The organism is Variovorax sp. GW821-FHT06D12 (assembly GCF_059419205.1).
The window spans coordinates 254,932-277,352 of sequence record NZ_JBWKRI010000007.1 but is presented as its reverse complement, the minus strand read 5'-3'; the positions used below and the strand labels follow the sequence as shown (position 1 = coordinate 277,352).

Here is a 22,421-nt window from a genome sequence, read left to right as displayed (position 1 = left end):
ACATCGCTCGCTGCGCCAAGGGCCGATGTACATTGCGACCTGCGCATGAACCTATTCAGCATGGCCACCAAACCCCGTAAGAAGTCCGCGGCTGTCACCGAGGACGAGGTCTTCGACATGGCCGCCGACCTGTTCCGGGCCATGGCCGCGCCGATGCGGCTGAAGATCGTGAGCCTGCTGTGCAACGGCGAGAAGAACGTGAGCGAGCTGCTCGCGCAGATCGACACCACGCAGCCCAACATGTCGCAGCACCTGAACACGCTCTACCAGGCGGGCGTGCTCGCACGACGCCGCGACGGCGTGAGCATCTACTACAGCATCGCGAACGAGACCGTGGTGGCGCTGTGCCGCAGCATCTGCGTGCAGATCGCCATCGAGCAGGAATAAGAAGAGAAGACGAGGGCCGGCGTCAGCCGGCTTTTGCGCCTCAGGGCTTCAGGTAGACGTAGCCTTCCTTCGCCTGCAGCCGCGCGACCTCGGCCACGCCCGAGGGCACCACCTTGGTTTCCATCAGCAGCTTGCCCGCGTCGATGTTGCGCGTGGTCAGCGTGTTGTTGCACACCTTGAACTCCACGCCGCGCCCCGCCAGTGCGCTCACCGGTCCGCTGAACTCGCGGCCTTTGCTGTCCTTGGCGTCGCTCAGCAGGAAGTCGATGCCGGGGCCGTGCGTGACCACGACGATCTTCGCCTTCGGGTCCGCGTTCAGGTGGTTCGTGATGTTCGCGAGGATGGCGGCGCTGTTCTCCACGCCGGTGTTCACGTGGTAGACCACCTTGGTCTCCTGCGCGCCCGCAAACGTGGCGACCATGGCGAGCAGGAAAGCGATGAATGCGTGTCTCATGGGGAAACCCTCTGGCTGTTGTCGTTGCCCGCAAAATATCATCTTCTGCTTATATTTACAGCCGGGCAAGCCCGCGGCCCTCGCCGCCCAGCCCGCAGGAGACGACCCACGATGTTCCCGTGCCGGCCCACCGCCGTTCGCGCGAAGGCGCTGTTGATGTGCGCTGCGCTCTGGCTGAGCGCCAGTGCCGCGTTCGCCGCGCCCGAGATCCGCCCGCTGCCGGTGGCGCCCGACATCTACTACGTGCAGGGCATCCCCGCGCTGGGCTCGAAGGAGAACCAGAACTTCATCTCCAACGCCGGCTTCGTCGTCACGCGCGACAGCGTCGTGATGATCGACGCGCTCGGCTCGCCCGCCGTTGCCGAGCGCATGGTGGAAGAGATCCGCAAGCTCACGCCCAAGCCGATCAGCCACGTCATCCTCACGCACTACCACGCCGACCACATCTACGGCCTGCAGGTGTTCAAGGCGCTGGGCGCGCAGATCGTGGCGCACGCACGGGGCAAGAGCTACCTCACGTCCGACACCGCGCGGCTGCGGCTCGAGGCCTCGCGCCAGGAGCTCGCACCGTGGATCGACGAGCGCACGCGGCTGGTGCCTGCCGATGTGTGGATCGACGGGCGCACCGAGCTGACGATTGGCGGCACGCGCTTCGTGATCCAGCCCGCCGGCCCCGCGCACACGCCCGAAGACCTGGCCATCTTTTTGCCGCAGCAGAAGGTGCTGTTCACCGGCGACATCGTGTTCCGCAACCGCACGCCCTACGTGGGCTCGGCCGACAGCCGGCACTGGATCGCGTCGCTCGACGCACTGCTCGCGCTCGACGCGCGCACCATCGTGCCGGGCCACGGCCCCGCGTCGGACGACCCGGCGCAAGACCTGCGGCAGACGCGCGACTACCTCGTCTTCCTGCGCGGTGCGATGCAGAAGGCCGCGACCGAGATGACGCCTTTCGACGAGGCCTACGCCGCCACCGACTGGTCGCGCTTCGAGGCCTGGCCGCTGTTCAAGGTGGCCAACCGCATGAACGCCTACAACACCTACCTGCTGCTGGAGCAGGAGGCGCGATGAGCGGCGACCGCACGCGCCGGCAGTTCGTCGCGGGCCTCGCCGCGTGGTGCGTGGCGCCGATGGCCGTGCATGCGGCCGATGTGCAGTTGCCCGCGCCTGCTTCGCTGGCCGGCGCGCTCGCCGCGGCGCTGGCTCGCGCGCAACCGCTGGTCGTCATGGCCAGCCTGCAGGGCTGCCCCTTCTGCAAGATCGCGCGCGAGCACTACCTCATGCCCGAACTCGCCGCGGGCCTGCCCGTGGTGCAGATCGACTTTCGCGACGCGCGCACCGTGCGCGACTTCGACGGCGCCACGCGCACGCACGACGCGCTCATCAAGGCATGGCACGTCAGCGTCGCGCCGACCGTGCTCTTCTTCGGCCGCAACGGCCGCGAGGTCGCCGAGCGCCTGACCGGCGGCGACTCGGACTTCTACGGCGCCTACCTCGAAGCACGCCTGCAGCAAGCACGTACCGCCGTCCGCAGCTGACGTTATGCATGGCGAAACCGAACGGGTTTCCCCCAAGAGCAAAGCCCTTCCCTTGTTCACGATCGTCCCTAAAATCAATACATAACGATTTACTTATTTAACGATGAAACCGGCCGCTTCGGGGCGCGTTTCGAGGAGACCGAATTGAAGTTGCTGCTGCCGTCGTTCGCCGTCGCTGTCACCGCCTTGCTGCTGTCGACACCGGCCCTTGCCAACAAGGAGCTGGCCCAGAAGAACGCCTGCCTCGCCTGCCACGCGGTCGACAAGAAGCTGGTCGGCCCGGCCTACCTCGACGTCGCGAAGAAGTACACCGGCCAGGCCGACGCGCTCGCCGCGCTCACCGCGAGCATCCAGAAGGGCAGCACCGGCAAGTGGGGCGCCGTGCCCATGCCCGCGCAGCCTGCGATGAGCGAGGCCGATGCCAAGGCGCTGGCCGCCTGGGTGTTGGGCGGCGCCAAGTAAGGCCCACGGACGCGACGCGATGAGCGGCAGCATCCAGCAGACCGGGCAGGTGCGCAAGGCACCCGAGAACTTTCTCGACGCGCAGGGCGTGCGCGCCGTCTTCGCCGAAGCCGGCAAGGGGCGGCGCGACTTCATCCGCAACGCCTTCGCCGCGGCCGTTGCAGGCACGGCGGCCACGTCGTCCGCGCTCGCGCAAACGCGCACTGCCGTGGGCGACGGCGACCCCGCCATATTGAACCTGCCCGCGCACAGCACGGGCCTCGGCCAACCGGTGGTCACCGACGGCTACGGCAAGCCTTCCAAGTACGAAGCCAACGTGCAGCGCCGCCAGAGCCCGGGGCTCACGCCGACCGCGCAGGCCTCGGTGTCGTTCGCGCCGCTGCAGTCGCTGTTCGGCATCGTCACGCCCAGCGGCCTGCACTTCGAGCGGCACCACCAGGGCTGGTGGGACATCGATCCCTCGAAGCACCGCCTGATGGTCAACGGCATGGTGAAGACGCCGAAGGTCTTCACGCTCGACGAGCTGATGCGCCTGCCCTCGGTGTCGCGCTTTCACTTCATCGAGTGCGGCGCCAACACCGGCATGGAGTGGGGCAACGTCGCCGTGCCCACGGCCCAGTACACGCACGGCATGCTGTCGTGCAGCGAGTTCACCGGCGTGCCGCTGATCACGCTGCTCGAGATGGCGGGCGCCGACCTCAAGGGCGAGCGCTTCGTGCTCGCCGAAGGCGCCGACGGTTCGTCGATGACGCGCACCATTCCCATGAGCCTCATCCGCTCGGGCGAGGTGCTCGTGGCCTACGGCCAGAACGGCGAGATGCTGCGGCCCGAGCAGGGCTACCCGCTGCGGCTCGTGGTGCCCGGCGTGCAGGGCGTGAGCTGGGTCAAGTACCTGCGCCGCATCGAACTCGGCGACCAGCCCTACGGCGCCAAGGACGAGACCGTGCACTACGTCGACCTCATGCCCGACGGCCAGCACCGCCAGTACACGAACATCCAGGAATGCAAGAGCGTCGTGACCACGCCCTCGGGCGGGCAGATGCTGCTCGACAAGGGCTTCTACAACATCACCGGCCTCGCATGGTCGGGCCGCGGCAAGGTCAAGCGCGTGGACGTGAGCGTGGACGGCGGGCGCAACTGGCGCACCGCGCGGCTCGAATCGCCCGTGCTCTCGAAGTGCCTCACGCGCTTCAACATCGACTGGGTGTGGGACGGCACGCCCGCCATCATCCAGAGCCGCGCGATGGACGACACCGGCTACGTGCAGCCCAGCTACAAGCAGCTGCGCGCGGTGCGCGGCACGCGCTCGATCTATCACAACAACGCCATCCAGTCGTGGCAGGTGCAGGCGAACGGGGAGGTGGCGAATGTCCAGCTTTCCTAAGCGCGCGCTGCTGTTGCTGGTCCTCGCTTGCAGCGCAGCCGCATGGGCGCAGCCCAAGACAGCAGGCTATGCCGGCATCGGCCGCGACGCCACGCCCAAGGAAGTGGCCGCGTGGGACATCGACGTGCGTCCCGACTTCAAGGGCCTGCCGCCCGGCTCGGGCTCCGTCACGCGCGGGCAGGACCTGTGGGAAGGCAAGTGCGCCTCGTGCCACGGCGTGTTCGGCGAGTCGAACCAGGTGTTCAGCCCGATCGTCGGCGGCACCACGGCCGAGGACATCAAGAGCGGCCACGTCGCGCGCCTGAAAGACCCGGCCTTCCCGGGCCGCACCACGCTGATGAAGGTCACGAGCCTGTCGACCGTGTGGGACTACGTGTACCGCGCCATGCCGTGGAACCAGCCCAAGTCGCTGACGCCGGACGATGTGTATGCCGTCACCGCCTACATGCTGAACCTCGGCGGCATCGTGCCCGACGACTTCACGCTGTCCGACAAGAACATCCGCGAGGTGCAGGCCCGCATGCCCAATCGCAACGGCGGCACCACCGCGCACGCGATGTGGCCCGGCAGCGAGTTCGGCCGCGCAGCGAAGCCCGACGTGTCGGCCGTGGCCTGCATGCGCGACTGCGTGCCGGCGGCGTCGTCCGTCGCGCAGCTGCCACCGCATGCGCGCGGCAGCCACGGCAACCTCGCCGACCAGAACCGGCTGGTGGGCGCGCAGCGCGGCATCGCCACCGCTGCGCCCGCTGCCGCTGCCGTGAAGACCAGCGCACCGGCCGCGGCACCGAAAGTGCCCGTGGCGCTGCTCGAGAAGAACAGCTGCACCGCCTGCCACGGCATGACGCAGAAGCTCGTCGGCCCCGCCTTCTCGGACATCGCGAAGAAGTACCCCGGCCAGACCGACCACCTGCTGCAGAAGATCAAGGCGGGCAGCACCGGTGTCTGGGGGGCGATCCCGATGCCGCCGCAGACCCTGGCCGACGATGATGCCAAGGCCATCGCACGCTGGCTCGCCGACAGCGCCGGACCATGATTCGACAGGAGACAACCCCATGAAAAACCGCAGACAGATGCTCACGCAGTCCGCCGCCCTCGCAGGCCTGGCGGCCACCGCCGGCTGGCTCCCCGCCACCGCGTTCGCGTACTCCAAAGACGCCTTCGATGCCAAGAGCGTGGCCGACGCGCTCAAGGCCGTCGGCGTCACCGGCGCGCCCACCGAGAGCAAGGACGTCACCATCACCGGCCCCGACATCGCCGAGAACGGCGCCGTGGTGCCGCTCAGCGTGGCCACTGCCTTGCCCGGCGTGAAGCAGCTCATGTTGCTGGTCGAGAAGAACCCCAACGCCGTGGTCGCGATCTTCAACACCTCGGAGTTCGTCGAGTCGAACTTCACCACGCGCGCCAAGCTGGGCCAGTCGTCCGACGTGTACGCGATCGCGGTCATGAACGACGGCAAGGCGCTCTTCGCCAAGAAGGAAGTCAAGGTCACGCTCGGCGGCTGCGGCGGCTGAGCGACGGGCTTCACACACAGAACACGACGAGAAGAAGGAGACCACCATGGCAGATCCCATGCGCATCCGCGCCCAGGCCGCGGGCGACAAGACGACCGTGCGCATCCTCATGGCGCACGAAATGGAAACCGGCCAGCGCAAGGACGCCGCCGGCAAGACCATCCCCGCCTGGTTCATCCAGGAGGTCACGGCCTCGCTCAACGGCAAGACCGTGCTCACGGCCGACTGGGGCCCGGCGGTGTCGAAGAACCCCTTCATGCAGTTCACGCTGAAGGGCGCGAAGGCCGGCGACAAGATCGCCGTGACCTGGAAGGACAACCGCGGCGACACCCGCACCGACGAAGCCACCGTCAGCTGACGCTTTCTTCGCCCACGCGGGCGCTCGCTCGCGTGTTGTGTTCCCCACGAGAAAAAAAGGCGGCCCCATGAGGACAACCACATGCCTGAGCCTGCTGGTGCTGGCCGGCAGCATCGCACTGCCCGCCGCGGCGCAGAAGACCACGGCCGAAGGCATCGCCGAGTACCGCGCGCTGCTGCAGGACGGCAACCCCGCCGAACTGTTCGAGGCCAAGGGCGAAGACCTCTGGAAACAGAAGCGCGGCCCCAAGGCCGCGTCGATGGAGAAGTGCGACCTCGGCAAGGGCCCGGGCGTGGTGAAGGGCGCGTTCGCCGAACTGCCGCGCTACTTTCCCGACACCGGCCGCGTGCAGGACATGGAGTCGCGCCTGCTCACCTGCATGGAAACCTTGCAGGGCTTCGACGCCGCCGCCATCGCCAAGACGCCGTTCGGCCAGGGCGAGCAGAAGAACCTCGAGGGGCTGGTGGCGTGGATCTCCGCCGAGTCGAAAGGGCTGCCGCTGAACCTGCCGCAGTCGCATGCGAGCGAACGCCGCGCCTACGAAGTGGGCAAGCGCCTGTTCTTCCTGCGCGCCGGCCCGCACGACTTTGCCTGCGCCACCTGCCACGGTGCCGACGGCAAGCGCATCCGCCTGCAAGACCTGCCCAACCTCACGAAGAACCCCGGTGCGGGCGAAGGCTTCGGCGCCTGGCCGGCGTACCGCGTGTCGTCCGGCGAGCTGTGGGGCATGCAGCGGCGGCTCAACGACTGCTTCCGCCAGCAGCGCTTTCCGTACCCGGGCTACGCCAGCGACGTGACCGTGGCACTGGCCGTGTACATGGGCGTCAACGGCAAGGGCGGCAAGACCACCGCACCGGCCATCAAGCGCTGAAGGAGCCACGCCATGAAGTCAGATCATTTCCTCGGCCTGGCCGCCGTGGCCTGCGCGCTCACCGTGTTCGGTTGCGCGTCCGTCGACAGCGCCGCCGAGCTCGACAAGCTCACCGCCGACGCGCTGCAGCGCTCCTTCCGTGACCAGGGCATCGCCAAGGTCGACCGCCTCGTGCAAGACCCCGCCAACCTCGCGTGCAGCGAAGCCGACGCCAGTGGCCAACCGCTGGACGAGCAGCGCACCAAGGAGATCGAGGCCGCCAACATGAAGACCGTGCGCTGGCCTTCCGATGGCAAGTTCGTCGGCGACTGGCGCGAGGGCGAGAAGATCGCGCAGAACGGCCGCGGCCTCACCTGGACCGACGCGGCCAACGCCGCCAACGGCGGCAATTGCTACAACTGCCACCAGATGTCGAAGGAAGAAATCTCCTTCGGCACGCTCGGCCCGAGCCTGTACCACTACGGCAAGCTGCGCGGCGTGAGCGACCCGGCCAGCGCTGCGTCCAAGCCCATCGTCGAATACACCTGGGGCAAGCTGTGGAACGCGCGCGCCTACAACGCCTGCTCGAACATGCCGCGCGTCGGCCATTCCGGCATCCTCAACGAGAAGCAGATCCGCGACGTGATGGGCTTGCTGCTCGACCCCCAGTCCCCCGTCAACCGCTGAACGCCCGGCTTCTCTCTTCATGAACCTTTCCAAGCGCGAGTTCGTCCAGATGCTCGGTGCCGGCGCTGTCGCCGGCCTGGGCCTGGGCCGCCACGACAGCAGCATGGCCGCCGGCCTCGACAGCATGTACACCGTGCCGGCCTTCGGCAACGTGTCGATGCTGCACATGACCGACTGCCACGCGCAGCTCAAGCCGCTGTACTTCCGAGAACCGGGCGTCAACATCGGCGTGGGAAACATGCGCGGCAAGGTGCCGCACCTCGTCGGCGAACATTTGCTGAAGGCTGCGGGCGTGAAGCCCGGCACGCGCATGGCGCATGCGCTCACGTACCTCGACTTCGACAAGGCCGCACAGCGCTACGGCAAGGTCGGCGGCTTCGCGCACCTGGCCACGCTGGTCAAGCAGCTCAAGGCCAGCCGTCCCGGCGCGCTGCTGCTCGACGGCGGCGACACCTGGCAGGGCTCGGCCACCTCGCTGTGGACCGATGCGCAGGACATGGTCGATGCCTGCAAGCTGCTCGGCGTCGACGTGATGACCGGGCACTGGGAGTTCACCTACGGCATGGCGCGGGTGCAGCAGATCATCGAGAAAGACTTTGCGGGCAAGGTCGAGTTCGTCGCGCAGAACGTCAAGACCGCCGACTTCGGCGACCCGGTGTTCAAGCCGTATGTGATGCGCGAGATCAACGGCGTGCCCTGCGCCATCATCGGCCAGGCCTTCCCGTACACGCCCATCGCCAACCCGCGCTACATGGTGGCCGACTGGACCTTCGGCATCCAGGACGACAACCTGCAGCGCGTGGTGAACGAGGCGCGCGGCAAGGGCGCGCAGGTGGTGGTGGTGCTGTCGCACAACGGCATGGACGTCGACCTGAAGATGGCCAGCCGCGTCACCGGCATCGACGCCATCCTCGGCGGCCACACGCACGACGGCACGCCCATGCCCACGCTGGTGAGCAACGCGGGCGGCAAGACCATCGTGGTCAATGGCGGCTCCAACGGCAAGTTCCTCGGCGTGATCGACTTCGACGTCAAGGGCAAGAAGGTGAGCGACTTCCGCTACCGCCTGCTGCCCGTGTTCTCCGACCTGATTCCGGCCGACAAGGAGATGGACGCGCTCATCACCCGCGTGCGCGCGCCCTACGAGGCCAAGCTGTCCGAAACCCTCGCGCACACCGACGGCGCGCTGTACCGGCGCGGCAACTTCAACGGCACCGGCGACCAGCTGCTGCTCGACGCGCTCATGGAAGTGCAGGACGCACCCATCGCCTTCTCGCCCGGCTTCCGCTGGGGCACCTCGCTGCTGCCCGGCCAGGCGATCACGCGCGAGTGGCTGATGGACATGACGGCCACCACATACTCGTACGCCACCGTCACGCAGATGACCGGCGAGACGCTCAAGACCGTGCTCGAAGACGTGTGCGACAACCTCTTCAACCCCGACCCCTACTACCAGCAGGGCGGCGACATGGTGCGCGTGGGCGGGCTGCAATACACCTGCGACCCGACGGCCGCGATGGGCCAGCGCATCCAGGACATGCGCCTGGGCGGCAAGCCCATCGACGCCAGCCGCAGCTACAAGGTCGCGGGCTGGGCGCCCGTGAGCGAAGAGGCGCGCACCGCCGGCAACAAGCCAGTGTGGGAGGTCATCGAGCCGTGGCTGAAGTCGCGCAAGGTGGTGGCCACGCGCCGGCTCGACGAACCCGTGCTGAAGAACATCGCGCCGAACCCCGGCCTGGGCTGAATGGGCCCCCGCACGCGCGGGGTCGCTCCCTAGAATCGGGGCATGTCCATCGCGCAGCTTTCCCTTCTCACCACGCTCGCGCTCGTGGCGGCCTTCGTGCTGTCGGCGGTGTTCGGCGCCGTCGCGCGCGCCACGCGCTTTTGCACCATGGGCGCGATCAGCGACGTGGTGGCGCTGGGCGACTGGACCCGCGTGAAGCAGTGGGCCGCGGCCGGCGGCGTCGCGCTCATCGGCTTCTCGGCGCTCGTGTCCGCGGGGCTCGTCGATGCCGACCGCACCCTGTATGCCTCGCACCAGATCCTCTGGCTGGCCGCGCTCGTCGGCGGCCTGCTGTTCGGCGTCGGCATGGTGCTGTCTTCGGGCTGCGGCAACAAGACGCTGGTGCGCCTGGGCGGCGGCAACCTCAAGGCATTGGTGGTGCTGGTGCTCATGGGCGTGTCGGCCTTCGCCACGCTGAAGGGCATCACCGCGGTGCTGCGCGTCGCGACCGTCGATGCGGTGCACATCGACCTGGCGATGAATGCGTCGCTGCCCGATGTGCTGGCCGCGTCTTTCCAACTGAAGGCATCGTCGCTGCGCCTGGCGCTCGGCCTCGTGCTCGGCGGCGCGCTGCTCGTGTGGGCCGCGTGGGGTCGCGAGACGCGCGACGTGCGCAGCCTTGTCGGCGGCATGCTGATCGGCGCGCTGGTCGTCGGTGCATGGTGGCTCAGCGGCCACTGGGCGGTGGTCGAGGAGCATCCGCTCACGCTCGAGCACGTGTTCCTCGCCACCAACTCCGGCCGCGCCGAAGCGCTGAGCTTCGTCACGCCGGTGGCCTACGCGCTCGACTGGCTCATGTTCTACAGCGACGCCAACAAGCGGCTCACGCTGGGCATCGTGTCGGTGGCCGGCGTGGTGGCGGGCGCCGCGCTGCATGCGCTGTGGTCGCGCGAATTCCGCTGGGAAGGCTTTGCCGGCACCGGCGACCTCGCGCACCACGCGACGGGCGCGGTGCTCATGGGCATCGGCGGCGTCACGGCCATGGGCTGCACCATCGGGCAGGGCCTGAGTGCGTTGTCGACGCTGAGCATCGCGAGCCTGCCGGCCATCGCGGGCATCGTGATCGGTGCGGTGGTAAGCCTGAAGTACCAAGCCTGGCAGCTCGAACGCACGCTCTGACTTTCCAGGGCACGCCTTGAAGCGAATCCTCACAATTTAGTTCGGTGCGCGGGGCGTTTTTCGCGCGTTCGCGACGATCGGACGCGGTGGCGCTGGCTATCATTTTTCGCACCTGTTGCCGCTGCGAACGATGGCCTTCATCGACGGGCGCGGCACCGAACAACCACAACCGAGGGAGAGCGCCATGACTGCGCACAACAACCGATCGGCGCGCACGCGCCTGTTTGCCTTGAGCCTTTGCTTCTGCGCCGTGCTCGCGGCCTGCAAGGAAGACAACAAGCCGACGCCGGCGGCAGCCTCGCCATCGCCGTCCGCATCGGGCAAGACCCAGCCCGCCAAGGACCCGGCCCGCGTGCAGGCCGCGGCTCGCACCACCTACAGCCAGGGCTACAACCGGCTCATCGACGACAACCGCAGCGTGGCCGCCAAGTACAAGAGCTACGTGCAGATGAACGTGAACGGCAAGTCGCCGAGCGGGAACTCGTTCTATGGCAGCCCTTCCGATGTGCAGTCCATCGTGGACGACCTGAAGAAGGCACGCGCCGACGGTTCGGGCGACGCGGCGCTCGACGCGGCCGTCGACGGCGTGGTGGCCACGGGCGAGAAGCTCGTCGCCGTCTGGACGCCGATGGACCCGTACTACCGGTCCAAGAGCTTTCTCGAAGACAAGTGGGTCAAGGGCCGCGCGGCCGACGCCGACATGAACGCCGCCTTCAAGGGCCTGCTGGCCAGCATCGACACGCTGGGCAGCGAGCTGGACCGCGTGCAGGAGGCGTCGCGCACCGAACGCATGGCCAAGCTCAAGGCCGAGGGCGACATGCTCAACTACCACACGCTGGCCTCGATGGCGGTGGCCAAGAAGTTCGTCAACGGTCTCGACCAGATCGACGGCCTGAAGAACAAGGACGCCGTCGCCAAGGTCGATGCGGCGGCCAGCGAGTTGCAGGCTTCGCTGGAAGAACTCTCCAAGGCGCTGGAAGAAGCCAAGGCCGCAGCCAAGGCCAAGGGGGAAGCAGGCAAGGCGCCCAACTACAACTACGAGTCGCTGCACGGCAGCCTGCTGAACATGATCGGCCAATGGCGCACGTTCAAGGACAGCAAGTTCCCGTCGACGTACAAGAACATCGTGAGCTACTACAACTCCGCCGTGGGTTCGTACAACCGCGGCTTCGGCCGCTGACCCGGGCCATGGGCACCGCGCGGGTTCTTTCGCGCGGCAGCGTCGCGGCCCTGGCGGTCGCGGCGCTTCTCGTTGCGACGGGGTTGGCGGGATGCGGCAGCGCCCGCGAGACGCAGCAGATTCCCGTCACCGCGTTCCGCAACTACGGCGCGTCGCCGCTGCAGCACACCTTCTACATCGGCTCCGACGCGCGCTTCCACCGCTTCCAATGGTCCAACGGCAAGCAAGGTGGCACCTGGCTGATCGCGCGCGCCGAGATGGACATCGTCAACGAAAAATCAGCCGACGACCCGGGCGTCGGCCGCGCCGGCTACTTCCTCAGCCGGCGTGACGACGGGCGGTGGATGGCGCACTGAGCCTGTCGCTCGCCCGGAATCATCGGGGCATCACGTCCATGACCACCGGGTAGTAGATGTCATAGACAGGGCCTCCGTCCGGCGTGTAGCGGAACTGAACCTGTGCGCTGTAGTGTCCGGGCGGCAGGCATCGGTCGTTGTAGCAGGCCTGCACCTGCGTACTCCAGCTGTAGCTCTTCGTCGCGTACCTGGGCAAGCCCGCTTCGTTGTAGAAGTAGTCATAGAGCCACAGGTTCGGCCCTGGGTACATGCTGGTGTCCACGCCGGGCGGTGTGTTCATCACCATGCCCATGTAGCGCATCTTGTCGCTGGTGTTGCCCGGGAAGAATACCGCGTTGTCCTGTGCGGGCGCCAGGGTGGGCGTTCCTTCCTTGACCACGAAGTGCGCCTCCGGTTTGGCCAGGACGTAGGGCGCGCTGGAGGGGTTGGTCAGCACGCTCACCTCCAGCAGCCTGGACAGTTTCTGCCCGTCCGAGGTCATGGCGCTCACGCTGAAGCTGGCCTTGTACGACGTGGCGCTCGGCAGCAGCGCCGGCAGCGAGACCACGAGGTTCGGCGAGCCGTCGCCTGCCTTCTCGACCTTGAAGGTATCGGTCGATCCGATCGCCGGCGCGACGGCCCATGAGGCGGCGCCCTCGGGCAGCGTGACCGGAACCGTCACAGGCGCCACGGCGGCGCCGAAGGGGGTGACGAAGTCGACGTTCTTGCTGCCCAGGACCAGTCCGGTCTTGACGGTGATCGCATACGGAATCTGCGGATTCTCGACCCGGATTTCCGACTGGCATGCCGTGTCCAGGCAGGCCTTGATCGTCATGTTGCCCTTGTAGGTCTTGGGGCCGTCGGGTGCGATCTTGCCGGTCATGTTCAGCGAAGCCGACTGTGCCGCGGCATTGATGGCGATGGCGGGCTTCTCTTCGAACAGCGGATCGGGCATGACGACAAGGAGCACCAGCACCTTGCCGCTGAGCAGATTCACGTCGCCCGACAGCGTGCCCGACACCAGGACGCTCGGGATCATCTGCCCTTCGTAGACCGTCTTGTCGATGCTGGCCGGCTGGTTGATGCGGATGGACAGGCCGTTGACATAGTTCACAGGGGGTGCGACGGGCGCGATGCCGATCGGAAAACCACCACCGCCTCCTCCCCCGCCACCACCACCTCCGCCGCCACAAGCGGCGATCACCAGGGACGCAAGGCCGGCCGCAGCCGCCTGAAAGACACGCTTCAGTTTCATCTCTTCCTCTCAGTGGATTTCACTTTTTTGCGGGCCCGATCGATCGCTCTTTCGGTCCGCACCCTCTTTGGTTTGCGCTGGCTTCCTGCGCGCTTGTTTTGAGAGATTGTTGTCGATTCCACCTGGCGGCGGCAAACAACCTGACAGGCATCACCGATCGCTCTGTCTTGGCAGACATGCACCCGACCCGATCGGCAGATAGCATGCGCGTTCATCCCCCCACCAACTTCGCCCCCCATGACCCTCTCGACGAGAAACCTGAAGGCGCTTCCAGACCTTCCGACGTTGAAGCGATTGACCCAGTCTCTTGCAATGCTCGACGCCATGCTCTCGCCGGAGTGGGAGTACCGGTACTACTCGTTCAACGCCGCGTGGTCGGATGAGGCGGCGATGGCATCGATGCGCAATGGTTCGGGCGATCATTGGTTTGCCATCTTCTGCCAGGCCGGCGCCGCGCTCCACGGGCTTGCGCACGAGGCTCCGGCATTCCGGCCGGGGACGCCATGGCCCGGAATCTTCGAACGACTGCCGGGGGAGTTCCGCGCCAACCTGCTGGAAGAGCCGGCGTTCACGACCAGCGACAGCACCTTCTGTCTCTGGCGCCTGAGCCATGAAGAACGCTGGACTTGCGGACCGGTCGAGCTTCCGCCGGGTGAAGATCCGGATGGCTCCGCCGAGCTGCTTGGCATCCTCGCCGGCCGGCCCGAGCAGTACGTCGAATTCGCGTCCGACTACTACGAACGCGACCTCGACCTGGGCGATGTCGAGGCGATCTATCGGCACCAACCGCTCAGCGACGCGCTCGTCCGGCGATTCAATCCCGACCTCGACATGGCGTCGCTCGAAAATGACATCGCCGAGATCGGGTATCCCCGGCAGGTGGACTGACAGGGCCGCGCCATCGGCAACAGTCTTGGCTGTTTGAATGGCTCCGGCCCCTTGCTGGAGCTCGCCGAGACATTCGACGCGACGCATCAGGCGGGCCTCGCCCTCCGCGTTGCCGGCGTTTTTACGCTTTCTTTACGGCCCCCCACTCACTCTTTCCCCCGGTTTTACGCACGCCTGCCGAGACTCGTTTCATCTTGTTTGCAGGAGTGATGAATGGACATCGTCTGGATGGGCGCCTTGCTGGCGCTGTGGGTCGTGGTGGCGGCCATGGTCGTCGGGCTGAACCGGCTCGAAGGGCCGCAGAAGCCGCACGCGGGCGTTGATACGACACGCACGCCGGGGGATGCATCGTGATCGGCCTCGAAGTCCTGTACGGCTTCGGCGCGCTGGTTGCCGTGGTCCTGTTCGCGTACCTGGTGTTCGCGCTGATCTGCGCCGAGGAGTTCTGACATGGAAACCTCGGCCTGGGTCTTGCTGGCCCTTTTTCTCGGCGCGCTGCTGGTGCTGGCCTGGCCGCTGGGCAAGCTGCTGGCCGCGCTGTGCGCCGAGCGCGTGCCGCGCTGGATGCAGCGCATCGAAGCGCCGCTGTACCGCCTCGCGGGCACGCAGCCCGAGCAGTCGATGCACTGGCTGCGCTACGCGCTGGCGCTGCTCGCGTTCAACGCCATCGGCGCGATCTTTCTCTATGCCTTGCAACGCCTGCAGGGCGGGCTGCCGTTCAACCCGGCCGGCATGGGCGCGGTGTCGCCCGACTCGGCCTTCAACACGGCGGTGAGCTTCGTCGCCAACACCAACTGGCAGGGCTACGGCGGCGAGTCGACCATGAGCTATCTCACGCAGATGCTCGGCCTGGCGGTGCAGAACTTCCTGTCTGCCGCCACCGGCATCGCGGTCGCCTTCGCACTGGTGCGCGGCTTCGCGCGCCGCGGTGACGGCAAGGGGCTGGTCGGCAACTTCTGGGCCGACGTGACGCGCGTCACGCTGTGGGTGCTGCTGCCGATCTCGTTCGTGCTCGCGCTGTGCCTGGCAGGGCAGGGCGTGATCCAGAACTTCGACGCCTACAAGAGCGTGCAGACGATCGAGGCCACGGCCTTCCAGCAACCGAAGAACGGCCCCGACGGCCAGCCGCTGAAGGACGACAAGGGCGCCCCCGTGATGGAAGACGCCACCACCCCCACGCAGACGCTGGCCATGGGCCCGGTCGCTTCGCAGGAAGCGATCAAGATGCTCGGCACCAACGGCGGCGGCTTCTTCAACGCCAACTCGGCGCACCCCTACGAGAACCCGACGGCGTTCAGCAACCTGCTGGAGATGCTGGCGATCTTCCTGATCCCGGCGGCGCTGTGCTTCGCCTTCGGCCGCGTGGTCGGCGACCTGCGCCAGGGCTGGGCCGTGCTCGCGGCGATGACGGTGCTGTTCGTGGTGGCGGTGCTGGCCGTCACGCCCGCCGAGCAGGCCGGCAACCCGCTGCTGGGCCCGCTGGGCGTGGACCAGGTGGCCAGCGCGCTGCAAAGCGGCGGCAACATGGAAGGCAAGGAAGTGCGCTTCGGCATCGATGCCTCGGCCCTCTTCGCCGCCGTGACCACCGCGGCCTCGTGCGGCGCGGTGAACGCCATGCACGACTCGCTCACGCCCATCGGCGGCATGGTGCCCATGGTGCTGATGCAGCTGGGCGAGGTCGTCTTCGGCGGCGTCGGCAGCGGCCTGTACGGCATGCTGGTGTTCGCCATGCTCGCGGTGTTCATCGCGGGCCTGATGATCGGGCGCACGCCCGAGTACCTCGGCAAGAAGATCGAGGTGCGCGAGATGAAGCTGATCTCCATCGCCATCCTGGTTACGCCGGTGCTGGTGCTTGCGGGCACGGCGCTGGCGGTGAGTGCGGGCGCGGGCAAGGTCGGCATCGCCAACCCCGGCGCGCACGGCTTCTCCGAGGTGCTGTATGCGCTGACCTCGGCCGCCAACAACAACGGCAGCGCCTTCGCGGGCCTGTCGGCCAACACACCGTTCTACAACGGCCTGCTCGGCCTGGCGATGTGGCTCGGGCGCTTCGCGATGATCGTGCCGGTGCTCGCCATTGCCGGCGCGCTGGCCGCCAAGAAGCGCCTGCCCGTCACCAGCGGCACGCTGCCCACGCACGGCCCGCTGTTCGTCTTCCTGCTGATCGGCACCGTGCTGCTGGTCGGCCTGCTCAACTACGTGCCGGCGCTGGCCTTGGGCCCGATCGTCGAACACCTCGTGCTCTGGAAATAAGAAGGAGCGCACCATGACTGTCAAAACCAAAACCTCTCTCTCGCTGTTCGATGCAGCACTGGTCAAGCCCGCGCTGTGGGGCGCCTTCGCCAAGCTGAACCCGCGCACCCAGTGGCGCAACCCGGTGATGTTCATCGTCTACATCGGGAGCATCCTCACGACGCTGCTGTGGGTGCACGCGCTGAGCTTTCCGGGCGACACCGGCATGCAGCCCGCCTTCGTGCTGGCCGTGACCATCTGGCTGTGGTTCACCGTGCTGTTCGCCAACTTCGCCGAAGCGCTGGCCGAAGGCCGCAGCAAGGCGCAGGCGGCCTCGCTGCGCGGCCTGCGCAAGGACACCTGGGCCAAGAAGCTGAAGGACCAGCAGCAGCCGCACCACGGCGCGCCGTGGCTGCCCGAGCAAGCGCCCAACCTGCGCAAGGGCGACGTCGTGCTGGTCGAAGCCGGCGACGTGATCCCGCTCGACGGCGAAGTGATCGAAGGCGTGGCCTCGGTCGACGAGAGCGCCATCACCGGCGAATCGGCGCCCGTGGTGCGTGAGTCGGGCGGCGACTTCTCAGCCGTCACCGGCGGCACGCGCGTGCTGTCCGACTGGCTGGTGGTGCGCATCTCGGTGAACCCGGGCGAGTCGTTCCTGGACCGCATGATCGGCATGGTCGAGGCGGCCAAGCGCCACAAGACGCCGAACGAGATCGCGCTGACCATCCTGCTGGTGGCGCTCACCATCGTGTTCCTCATGGTCACCGTCACGCTGCTGCCGTTCTCGGTGTTCAGCGTCGAGGCCGCGGGCGCGGGCACCGTGGTGTCGCTCACCGCGCTGGTCGCGCTGCTCGTGTGCCTGATCCCGACCACCATCGGCGGCCTGCTCTCGGCCGTGGGCGTGGCCGGCATGAGCCGCATGATGCAGGCCAACGTGATCGCCACCTCGGGCCGCGCGGTGGAAGCCGCCGGCGACGTCGACGTGCTGCTGCTGGACAAGACCGGCACCATCACGCACGGCAACCGCCAGGCCAGCGCCTTCCTGCCCGCGCCCGGCGTGCCCAAGGGCCGCCTCGCACGCGCCGCCATGCTCGCCTCGCTGGCCGACGAAACGCCCGAGGGCCGCAGCATCGTCGAGCTGGCACGCCGCGACGGCCTCGAAGCGGCTTCGGTCGAAGGTGCGCGCTTCGTGCCCTTCACCGCGCAGACCCGCATGAGCGGTGTCGACCTGCCGGCCGCGCCGAACAGCCTGGACGTCGACGCCATCGTGCTGCGCAAGGGCGCGGTCGATGCGGTGCGCCGCCATGTCGAAGCACTGGGCGGCAGCGTGCCGGCCGAGATGCTGCGCGCCGCCGAAGAAACGGCACGCCGCGGCAGCACGCCGCTGGCCGTGGCCGAAGGCAACCGCGTGCTCGGCGTGGTCGAGCTCAAGGACATCGTCAAGACCGGCATCAAGGACCGCTTTGCCGAGCTGCGCCGCATGGGCATCAAGACCGTGATGATCACGGGCGACAACAAGCTCACGGCCGCCGCCATCGCGGCCGAGGCCGGCGTGGACGACTTCCTGGCCGAGGCCACGCCCGAGGACAAGCTCGCGCTCATCCGCAAGTACCAGGCCGAAGGCCGGCTGGTCGCGATGACCGGCGACGGCACCAACGACGCCCCCGCGCTCGCGCAGGCCGACGTGGCCGTGGCCATGGGCAGCGGCACGCAGGCCGCGAAGGAGGCCGGCAACATGGTCGACCTCGACTCCAACCCGACCAAGCTGCTCGAAGTGGTGGAGACCGGCAAGGCGCTGCTCATGACGCGCGGCTCGCTCACCACCTTCTCGATCGCGAACGACGTGGCGAAGTACTTCGCGATCATTCCGGCGATCTTCGTGTCGACCTACCCGCAGCTCGGTGCGCTCAACGTGATGCGCCTGGCCAGCCCGTCGTCGGCCATCCTGTCGGCGGTGATCTTCAACGCGCTCGTCATCGTGTTCCTGATTCCGCTGGCGCTCAAGGGCGTGCGCTACCGGCCGGTGGGCGCCGCCGCACTGTTGCGCCGCAACCTCGCCATCTACGGCCTGGGCGGTTTGCTCGTTCCCTTCATCGGCATCAAGTTGATCGACTGGCTGCTGGTTGCAGTCCATCTGGTCTGAGGAGTTCTTCATCATGAAAAACAACAACGGCAGCATCGTCCGTCCCGCGCTCGTGCTCTTCGCGCTGCTGAGCGCATTCACCGGCCTGCTCTACCCGGCGGCCGTCACCGGCGCCGCGCAGGCGCTGTTCCCCGCGCAGGCAGCGGGCAGCCTGGTCGTGCGCGACGGCAAGCCCGTCGGCTCCGCGCTCATCGGCCAGAACTTCAGCGACCCGAAGCACTTCTGGGGCCGCCCGTCGGCCACCGCGCCGCAGCCCTACAACGCGAGCGCCTCGGGCGGCTCCAACCAGGGCCCGCTGAACCCCGCGCTGGCCGATGCCGTGAAGGCGCGCGTCGAAGCGCTGCGCGCGGCCGACCCGGGCAACACCGCGCCGGTGCCGGTGGACCTCGTCACGGCCTCGGCCAGCGGGCTCGACCCCGACATCAGCCCCGCCGCCGCGCATTACCAGGCTGCCCGCGTGGCGCGCGATCGCGGCGTGCCGATCGATCAGGTGAACGCGTTGATCGCGAAGAACACCCAGTCGCCGCTGTGGGGCGTGCTGGGCGAATCGCGCGTCAACGTGCTGGCGCTGAACCTGGCGCTCGATGCTTCTTCGACGGTGCGTTGAGGAGAAAACAACCATGGCCTATGCCGCCTACCGTGAACATCCTGTCGCCGTCGTGCGAAGTCCGATCGCGCCGCGCACGACGCAGTTCCATGTGCTCGACGTCACCGTCTGCTGCGCCGACGCGCTGCGCGTGCGCCGAAGCATCGCCGCCTGCGCCGAGGCCGGCGTGGTGCGCTGCGAGCCGTTGCTGCATGCCTGCAGCTCGCAGGAAAGCGACGCGCCCTGCGTGCGCCTGATGATCCGTTTCCCGACCGCGCGCTATGCCGAGGTGCTGCACCGCCTCATCGAATGCGTGCCTTCGGGCGAGATCGGCCGGCTCATGAGCTGGCGCGATCACCTCGCGCGCTGCGGCCTGCGCCATGGTCACTGACCTGCTGCACGCGCTGCTGGCCATGGCAGCGCTGTTCGTGCCGCTGGGATTCGCCTGGTGGGTGCTGTCACGCACCGCGCGCCGACATGAACGGCGGCGCAAGAACGGGCCGCCGATGCGATAACCTGAGAAGCCATGCCCGAGACCCGCCCCGACCCCGACGCCCTGCTCGCGCAACTGCGCAGCGACGAGGCGCGCGCGCTGCGCGGCAAGCTGCGCATCTACTTCGGTGCCAGCGCGGGCGTGGGCAAGACCTGGGCCATGCTCAGCGCCGCCCGGCGCGAGCGCGAGGCCGGGCGCGACGTGCTCATCGGCGTGGTCGAAACCCACGGCCGCAGCGAGACCGCCGCGCTGCTCACGGGGCTCGACACGCTGCCGCTGCGCGAGGTGCCTTACCGCGGCCGCACGCTCGCCGAGTTCGACCTCGACGCCGCCCTCGCGCGCAAGCCCGCCGTGCTGCTGGTCGACGAACTGGCCCACACCAACGCGCCGGGTTCGCGCCACGCCAAGCGCTGGCAGGACGTGCAGGAGCTGCTGGCCGCCGGCATCGAGGTGTGGTCGGCGCTCAACGTGCAGCACCTGGAAAGCCTCAACGGCACCGTCGGCGCCATCACCGGCGTGCGCGTGCACGAGACCGTGCCCGACACCGTGCTCGACGAAGCCGACGAGGTGGTGCTGGTCGACGTCACGCCCGACGAACTCACGGCGCGGCTCGCGGCCGGCAAGGTCTACCTGCCGCAACAGGCCGAGCGCGCCGCACAGAATTTCTTCCGCAAGGGCAACCTGATCGCGCTGCGCGAGATCGCCCTGCGCCGCACCGCCGAACACGTGGAAGACGACGTGCGCGGCTGGCGCGTCGAGCAGTCGGGCCCCGGCGGCAACGGGCAGGGCGGCGCGGCGCTGCAGGCCTGGAACACCTCGGGCGCGATCCTGGCCTGCGTCGGCCCGCACGAGGGCGCGGCGCAGACTGTGCGCACCGCCGCGCGGCTCGCGGGGCAGCTCAATGTGCGCTGGCATGCCGCGTACGTCGAGACGCCGCGGCTGCAGCGCCTCGATGCCGCACAGCGCGACCGCATCCTCGCCGTGCTCAAGCTGGCCGAAGAACTGGGCGCGGCCACGGCCGTGCTCACCGGTGCGGATGTGGCGGAGCAACTGTCCGAGCAGGCGCGGCGCCTGAACTGCGCGACGCTGGTCATCGGGCGCGCGGAGCCCGTGCGCGGCTGGCGGCGCTGGTGGGGCGCGTCCGCCGTGCCGCTGGCGCGCGCGCTGGCGCAGCGGGCGCCGGCGCTCGACATCCTCGAAGTGGGCCGCGCCGACAGCGCGCGCCGCCTGTCGCAGGCGACGCTGGTCGCCACGCAGGCCGACGACGACGACGAACGCGCGCAGTCGCGCTGGCCCGGCTACGCGTGGGCGGCTGCCACCAGCATCGCGCTCACGCTGCTGTGCACCCCGCTGACGGGCGTGCTGGAGTTGTCCAACATCGTCATGCTGTTTTTGCTCGGCGTGGTGGGCGTGGCGATGCGTTTCGGGCGCGGGCCTTCGGCGCTCGCGGCCATGCTCAACGTGGCGGCCTTCGACTACTTCTTCGTCGCGCCGCGCCTGTCCTTCGCGGTCAGCGACGTGCAGTACCTGCTGACCTTCGCCGTGATGCTCGGCGTCGGCCTGCTGGTGGGCCAGCTCACCGCCGGGCTGCGCTTCGCGGCCGGCGTGTCGACCAGCCGCGAGCGTCGTGCGCGTTCGCTGTTCGAGCTCACGCGCGAACTCTCGGCCGCGCTCGAAAGCACCCAGGTCGTCGCGCTCGGCGCCGCCGCCGTGCAGGCCCATTTCGGCGGCCATGCGCGCGTGCTGGTCACCGACGCGGCCGACCAGCTCGTGCCCCCCGCCGACCCGCCGCCCGGCTTCGACGCGCAGGTGGCCGACTGGGCCTTCCGCCACGGCCAGCCCGCTGGCCTGGCCACCGCCACGCTCGCCGCCCAGCCCTGGCACTACGTGCCGCTGCGCGCGCCCATGCGCGTGCGCGGCGTGCTCGCGCTGTGCCCGGCCCGTCCGCGCTGGCTGCTGATTCCCGAGCAGGCGCAGCAGCTGGACACGCTCGCGCGCCAGATCGCCATCGCGCTGGAGCGCGTGCACTACGTCGAAGTCGCGCAGCGCGCCGTGGTCGAGATGGAATCGGAGCGCCTGCGCAACGCGCTGCTCGGCGCCATCTCGCACGACGTGCGCACGCCGCTCACCGCGCTCATTGCGCTGGCCGAATCGCTGCAGACCCTGCCGCCCGAAGAGCACGGCGAGGCCGCGCGCGCCATCGTCGCGCAGGCGCACGCGCTGCATGCGCTGGTCAGCAACCTGCTCGACATGGCGCGCCTCGAAAGCGGCGTGGCCGGCGGCGCGGTCAACCTGCGGCGCGACTGGCAGTCGGTCGAAGAGGTGGTGGGCGCCGCCATCCGCGCCGCCCGCCCCGCGCTGCGCGGCATGACCGTGCAGACCGCGTGGGACCCCGAGCTGCCGCTGGTCGAGTTCGACGCCGTGCTGATCGAGCGCGTGCTCGTCAACCTGCTGGAGAACGCCGCCAAGTACGGCGCTGCGCCCATCGAGGTCGGCGCGCGTGCCGAGCCCGCCGCGCTGGTGCTCACGGTGCGCGACCATGGCCCCGGCCTGCCCGCAGCGCTGCACGGCCGTGAGCAGACCCTGTTCGACAAGTTCACGCGCGGCGAGGCCGAATCCGCCACGCCCGGCGTCGGCCTCGGCCTGGCCATCTGCCGCGCCGTCGTGAGTGCGCACGGCGGCGAGATCAGCGCGGCGAATGCGCGCGACGGCGGTGCAGAATTCACCGTCACCCTCCCGCGCCGCGAGCCACCCGAACCCGCTGAAGCCCAGCTCTGAA

General features: G+C 68.5%; 25 protein-coding genes. 23 read left to right on the top strand and 2 right to left on the bottom strand.

The annotated features are described in order from the left end of the window. The first annotated feature begins 60 nt into the window (after positions 1 to 60). Complete coding sequence (locus AC07SQ_RS22550; RefSeq protein ID WP_062473861.1) at positions 61 to 387, top strand: ArsR/SmtB family transcription factor; 327 nt, start codon at positions 61 to 63, stop codon at positions 385 to 387. Between the two features lie 40 nt (positions 388 to 427). On the opposite strand, the gene AC07SQ_RS22545 is transcribed toward AC07SQ_RS22550, so the two are convergent. Further along, positions 428 to 841 carry a DsrE family protein gene (locus tag AC07SQ_RS22545; protein WP_492699455.1) on the bottom strand — a complete coding sequence of 138 codons (414 nt, stop codon included), beginning with the start codon at positions 839 to 841 and terminating at the stop codon, positions 428 to 430. Positions 842 to 997: 156 nt separating this feature from the next. Between AC07SQ_RS22545 and AC07SQ_RS22540 the strand changes: the two genes are divergently transcribed. The 13 genes from AC07SQ_RS22540 (at position 998) to AC07SQ_RS22480 (ending at position 12,069) form a co-directional block, all read left to right on the top strand. After that, on the top strand, positions 998 to 1,912 hold the full coding sequence (locus AC07SQ_RS22540) for an MBL fold metallo-hydrolase (RefSeq protein ID WP_492683601.1): 915 nt from the start codon (positions 998 to 1,000) through the stop codon (positions 1,910 to 1,912). Beyond that, positions 1,909 to 2,379, top strand: a complete 471-nt coding sequence (locus tag AC07SQ_RS22535) for a thioredoxin fold domain-containing protein (RefSeq protein WP_495272876.1) — start codon at positions 1,909 to 1,911, stop codon at positions 2,377 to 2,379. Before AC07SQ_RS22540 ends, AC07SQ_RS22535 begins: the two co-directional genes overlap by 4 nt. 144 nt (positions 2,380 to 2,523) lie before the next feature. Further along, complete coding sequence (locus AC07SQ_RS22530) at positions 2,524 to 2,841, top strand: c-type cytochrome (RefSeq protein WP_495272875.1); 318 nt, start codon at positions 2,524 to 2,526, stop codon at positions 2,839 to 2,841. A 19-nt stretch (positions 2,842 to 2,860) separates the two neighbouring features. Then, positions 2,861 to 4,225: a sulfite dehydrogenase gene (gene soxC / locus AC07SQ_RS22525; protein ID WP_495272874.1), complete on the top strand. Its 1,365-nt coding sequence runs from the start codon at positions 2,861 to 2,863 to the stop codon at positions 4,223 to 4,225. Next, on the top strand, positions 4,209 to 5,258 hold the full coding sequence (locus AC07SQ_RS22520; RefSeq protein ID WP_495272873.1) for a c-type cytochrome: 1,050 nt from the start codon (positions 4,209 to 4,211) through the stop codon (positions 5,256 to 5,258). The genes soxC and AC07SQ_RS22520 overlap by 17 nt, the downstream gene beginning before the upstream one ends. A gap of 19 nt (positions 5,259 to 5,277) precedes the next feature. Continuing rightward, positions 5,278 to 5,736 carry a thiosulfate oxidation carrier protein SoxY gene (soxY, locus tag AC07SQ_RS22515; RefSeq protein WP_095950317.1) on the top strand — a complete coding sequence of 153 codons (459 nt, stop codon included), beginning with the start codon at positions 5,278 to 5,280 and terminating at the stop codon, positions 5,734 to 5,736. Positions 5,737 to 5,782: 46 nt separating this feature from the next. Then, positions 5,783 to 6,094 (top strand): thiosulfate oxidation carrier complex protein SoxZ, encoded by a 312-nt coding sequence (soxZ, locus tag AC07SQ_RS22510; RefSeq protein ID WP_172438442.1) that lies wholly within the window; start codon positions 5,783 to 5,785, stop codon positions 6,092 to 6,094. A 67-nt stretch (positions 6,095 to 6,161) separates the two neighbouring features. Continuing rightward, positions 6,162 to 6,965: a sulfur oxidation c-type cytochrome SoxA gene (soxA, locus tag AC07SQ_RS22505; RefSeq protein WP_062473848.1), complete on the top strand. Its 804-nt coding sequence runs from the start codon at positions 6,162 to 6,164 to the stop codon at positions 6,963 to 6,965. Between the two features lie 12 nt (positions 6,966 to 6,977). Then, positions 6,978 to 7,631 (top strand): sulfur oxidation c-type cytochrome SoxX, encoded by a 654-nt coding sequence (gene soxX / locus AC07SQ_RS22500; RefSeq protein ID WP_495272872.1) that lies wholly within the window; start codon positions 6,978 to 6,980, stop codon positions 7,629 to 7,631. A 19-nt stretch (positions 7,632 to 7,650) separates the two neighbouring features. After that, positions 7,651 to 9,375 carry a thiosulfohydrolase SoxB gene (gene soxB / locus AC07SQ_RS22495; protein ID WP_495272871.1) on the top strand — a complete coding sequence of 575 codons (1,725 nt, stop codon included), beginning with the start codon at positions 7,651 to 7,653 and terminating at the stop codon, positions 9,373 to 9,375. A gap of 42 nt (positions 9,376 to 9,417) precedes the next feature. Then, positions 9,418 to 10,533, top strand: coding sequence for a YeeE/YedE family protein (locus tag AC07SQ_RS22490; protein WP_495272870.1), 1,116 nt, complete (start codon positions 9,418 to 9,420; stop codon positions 10,531 to 10,533). A gap of 184 nt (positions 10,534 to 10,717) precedes the next feature. Beyond that, positions 10,718 to 11,713, top strand: coding sequence for a DUF3829 domain-containing protein (locus tag AC07SQ_RS22485; RefSeq protein ID WP_495272869.1), 996 nt, complete (start codon positions 10,718 to 10,720; stop codon positions 11,711 to 11,713). A gap of 8 nt (positions 11,714 to 11,721) precedes the next feature. Next, a complete protein-coding gene (locus AC07SQ_RS22480) occupies positions 11,722 to 12,069 on the top strand; it encodes a hypothetical protein (RefSeq protein ID WP_495272868.1) in 348 nt (115 codons plus the stop codon). A gap of 19 nt (positions 12,070 to 12,088) precedes the next feature. On the opposite strand, the gene AC07SQ_RS22475 is transcribed toward AC07SQ_RS22480, so the two are convergent. Next, entirely contained in the window at positions 12,089 to 13,303 is a 1,215-nt protein-coding gene (locus AC07SQ_RS22475) for a hypothetical protein (protein ID WP_495272867.1), read from the bottom strand. A 237-nt stretch (positions 13,304 to 13,540) separates the two neighbouring features. On the opposite strand from AC07SQ_RS22475, the gene AC07SQ_RS22470 reads away from it, so the two are divergent. The 9 genes from AC07SQ_RS22470 to AC07SQ_RS22430 all read left to right on the top strand — a co-directional run bounded on the left by AC07SQ_RS22470 (position 13,541) and on the right by AC07SQ_RS22430 (position 22,420). After that, the gene (locus AC07SQ_RS22470) at positions 13,541 to 14,191 is read left to right on the top strand and encodes a hypothetical protein (protein ID WP_495272866.1); all 651 of its coding nucleotides are present in this window, start codon (positions 13,541 to 13,543) and stop codon (positions 14,189 to 14,191) included. Between the two features lie 213 nt (positions 14,192 to 14,404). After that, entirely contained in the window at positions 14,405 to 14,545 is a 141-nt protein-coding gene (locus AC07SQ_RS22465) for a hypothetical protein (RefSeq protein ID WP_172438440.1), read from the top strand. After that, positions 14,542 to 14,640, top strand: a complete 99-nt coding sequence (gene kdpF, locus AC07SQ_RS22460) for a K(+)-transporting ATPase subunit F (RefSeq protein WP_056576794.1) — start codon at positions 14,542 to 14,544, stop codon at positions 14,638 to 14,640. Before AC07SQ_RS22465 ends, kdpF begins: the two co-directional genes overlap by 4 nt. 1 nt (position 14,641) lies before the next feature. Then, the gene (kdpA, locus tag AC07SQ_RS22455; RefSeq protein ID WP_495272865.1) at positions 14,642 to 16,441 is read left to right on the top strand and encodes a potassium-transporting ATPase subunit KdpA; all 1,800 of its coding nucleotides are present in this window, start codon (positions 14,642 to 14,644) and stop codon (positions 16,439 to 16,441) included. Positions 16,442 to 16,454: 13 nt separating this feature from the next. Continuing rightward, positions 16,455 to 18,563 carry a potassium-transporting ATPase subunit KdpB gene (gene kdpB / locus AC07SQ_RS22450; RefSeq protein WP_495272864.1) on the top strand — a complete coding sequence of 703 codons (2,109 nt, stop codon included), beginning with the start codon at positions 16,455 to 16,457 and terminating at the stop codon, positions 18,561 to 18,563. Positions 18,564 to 18,576: 13 nt separating this feature from the next. Beyond that, positions 18,577 to 19,170 carry a potassium-transporting ATPase subunit KdpC gene (kdpC, locus tag AC07SQ_RS22445; RefSeq protein WP_495272863.1) on the top strand — a complete coding sequence of 198 codons (594 nt, stop codon included), beginning with the start codon at positions 18,577 to 18,579 and terminating at the stop codon, positions 19,168 to 19,170. Between the two features lie 13 nt (positions 19,171 to 19,183). Continuing rightward, the gene (locus tag AC07SQ_RS22440) at positions 19,184 to 19,540 is read left to right on the top strand and encodes a hypothetical protein (protein WP_062473825.1); all 357 of its coding nucleotides are present in this window, start codon (positions 19,184 to 19,186) and stop codon (positions 19,538 to 19,540) included. Continuing rightward, a complete protein-coding gene (locus AC07SQ_RS22435) occupies positions 19,530 to 19,664 on the top strand; it encodes a hypothetical protein (protein WP_276307467.1) in 135 nt (44 codons plus the stop codon). Before AC07SQ_RS22440 ends, AC07SQ_RS22435 begins: the two co-directional genes overlap by 11 nt. Positions 19,665 to 19,675: 11 nt before the next feature. Further along, a complete protein-coding gene (locus AC07SQ_RS22430) occupies positions 19,676 to 22,420 on the top strand; it encodes a DUF4118 domain-containing protein (protein WP_495272862.1) in 2,745 nt (914 codons plus the stop codon). The last annotated feature ends 1 nt before the right edge of the window (position 22,421 follow it).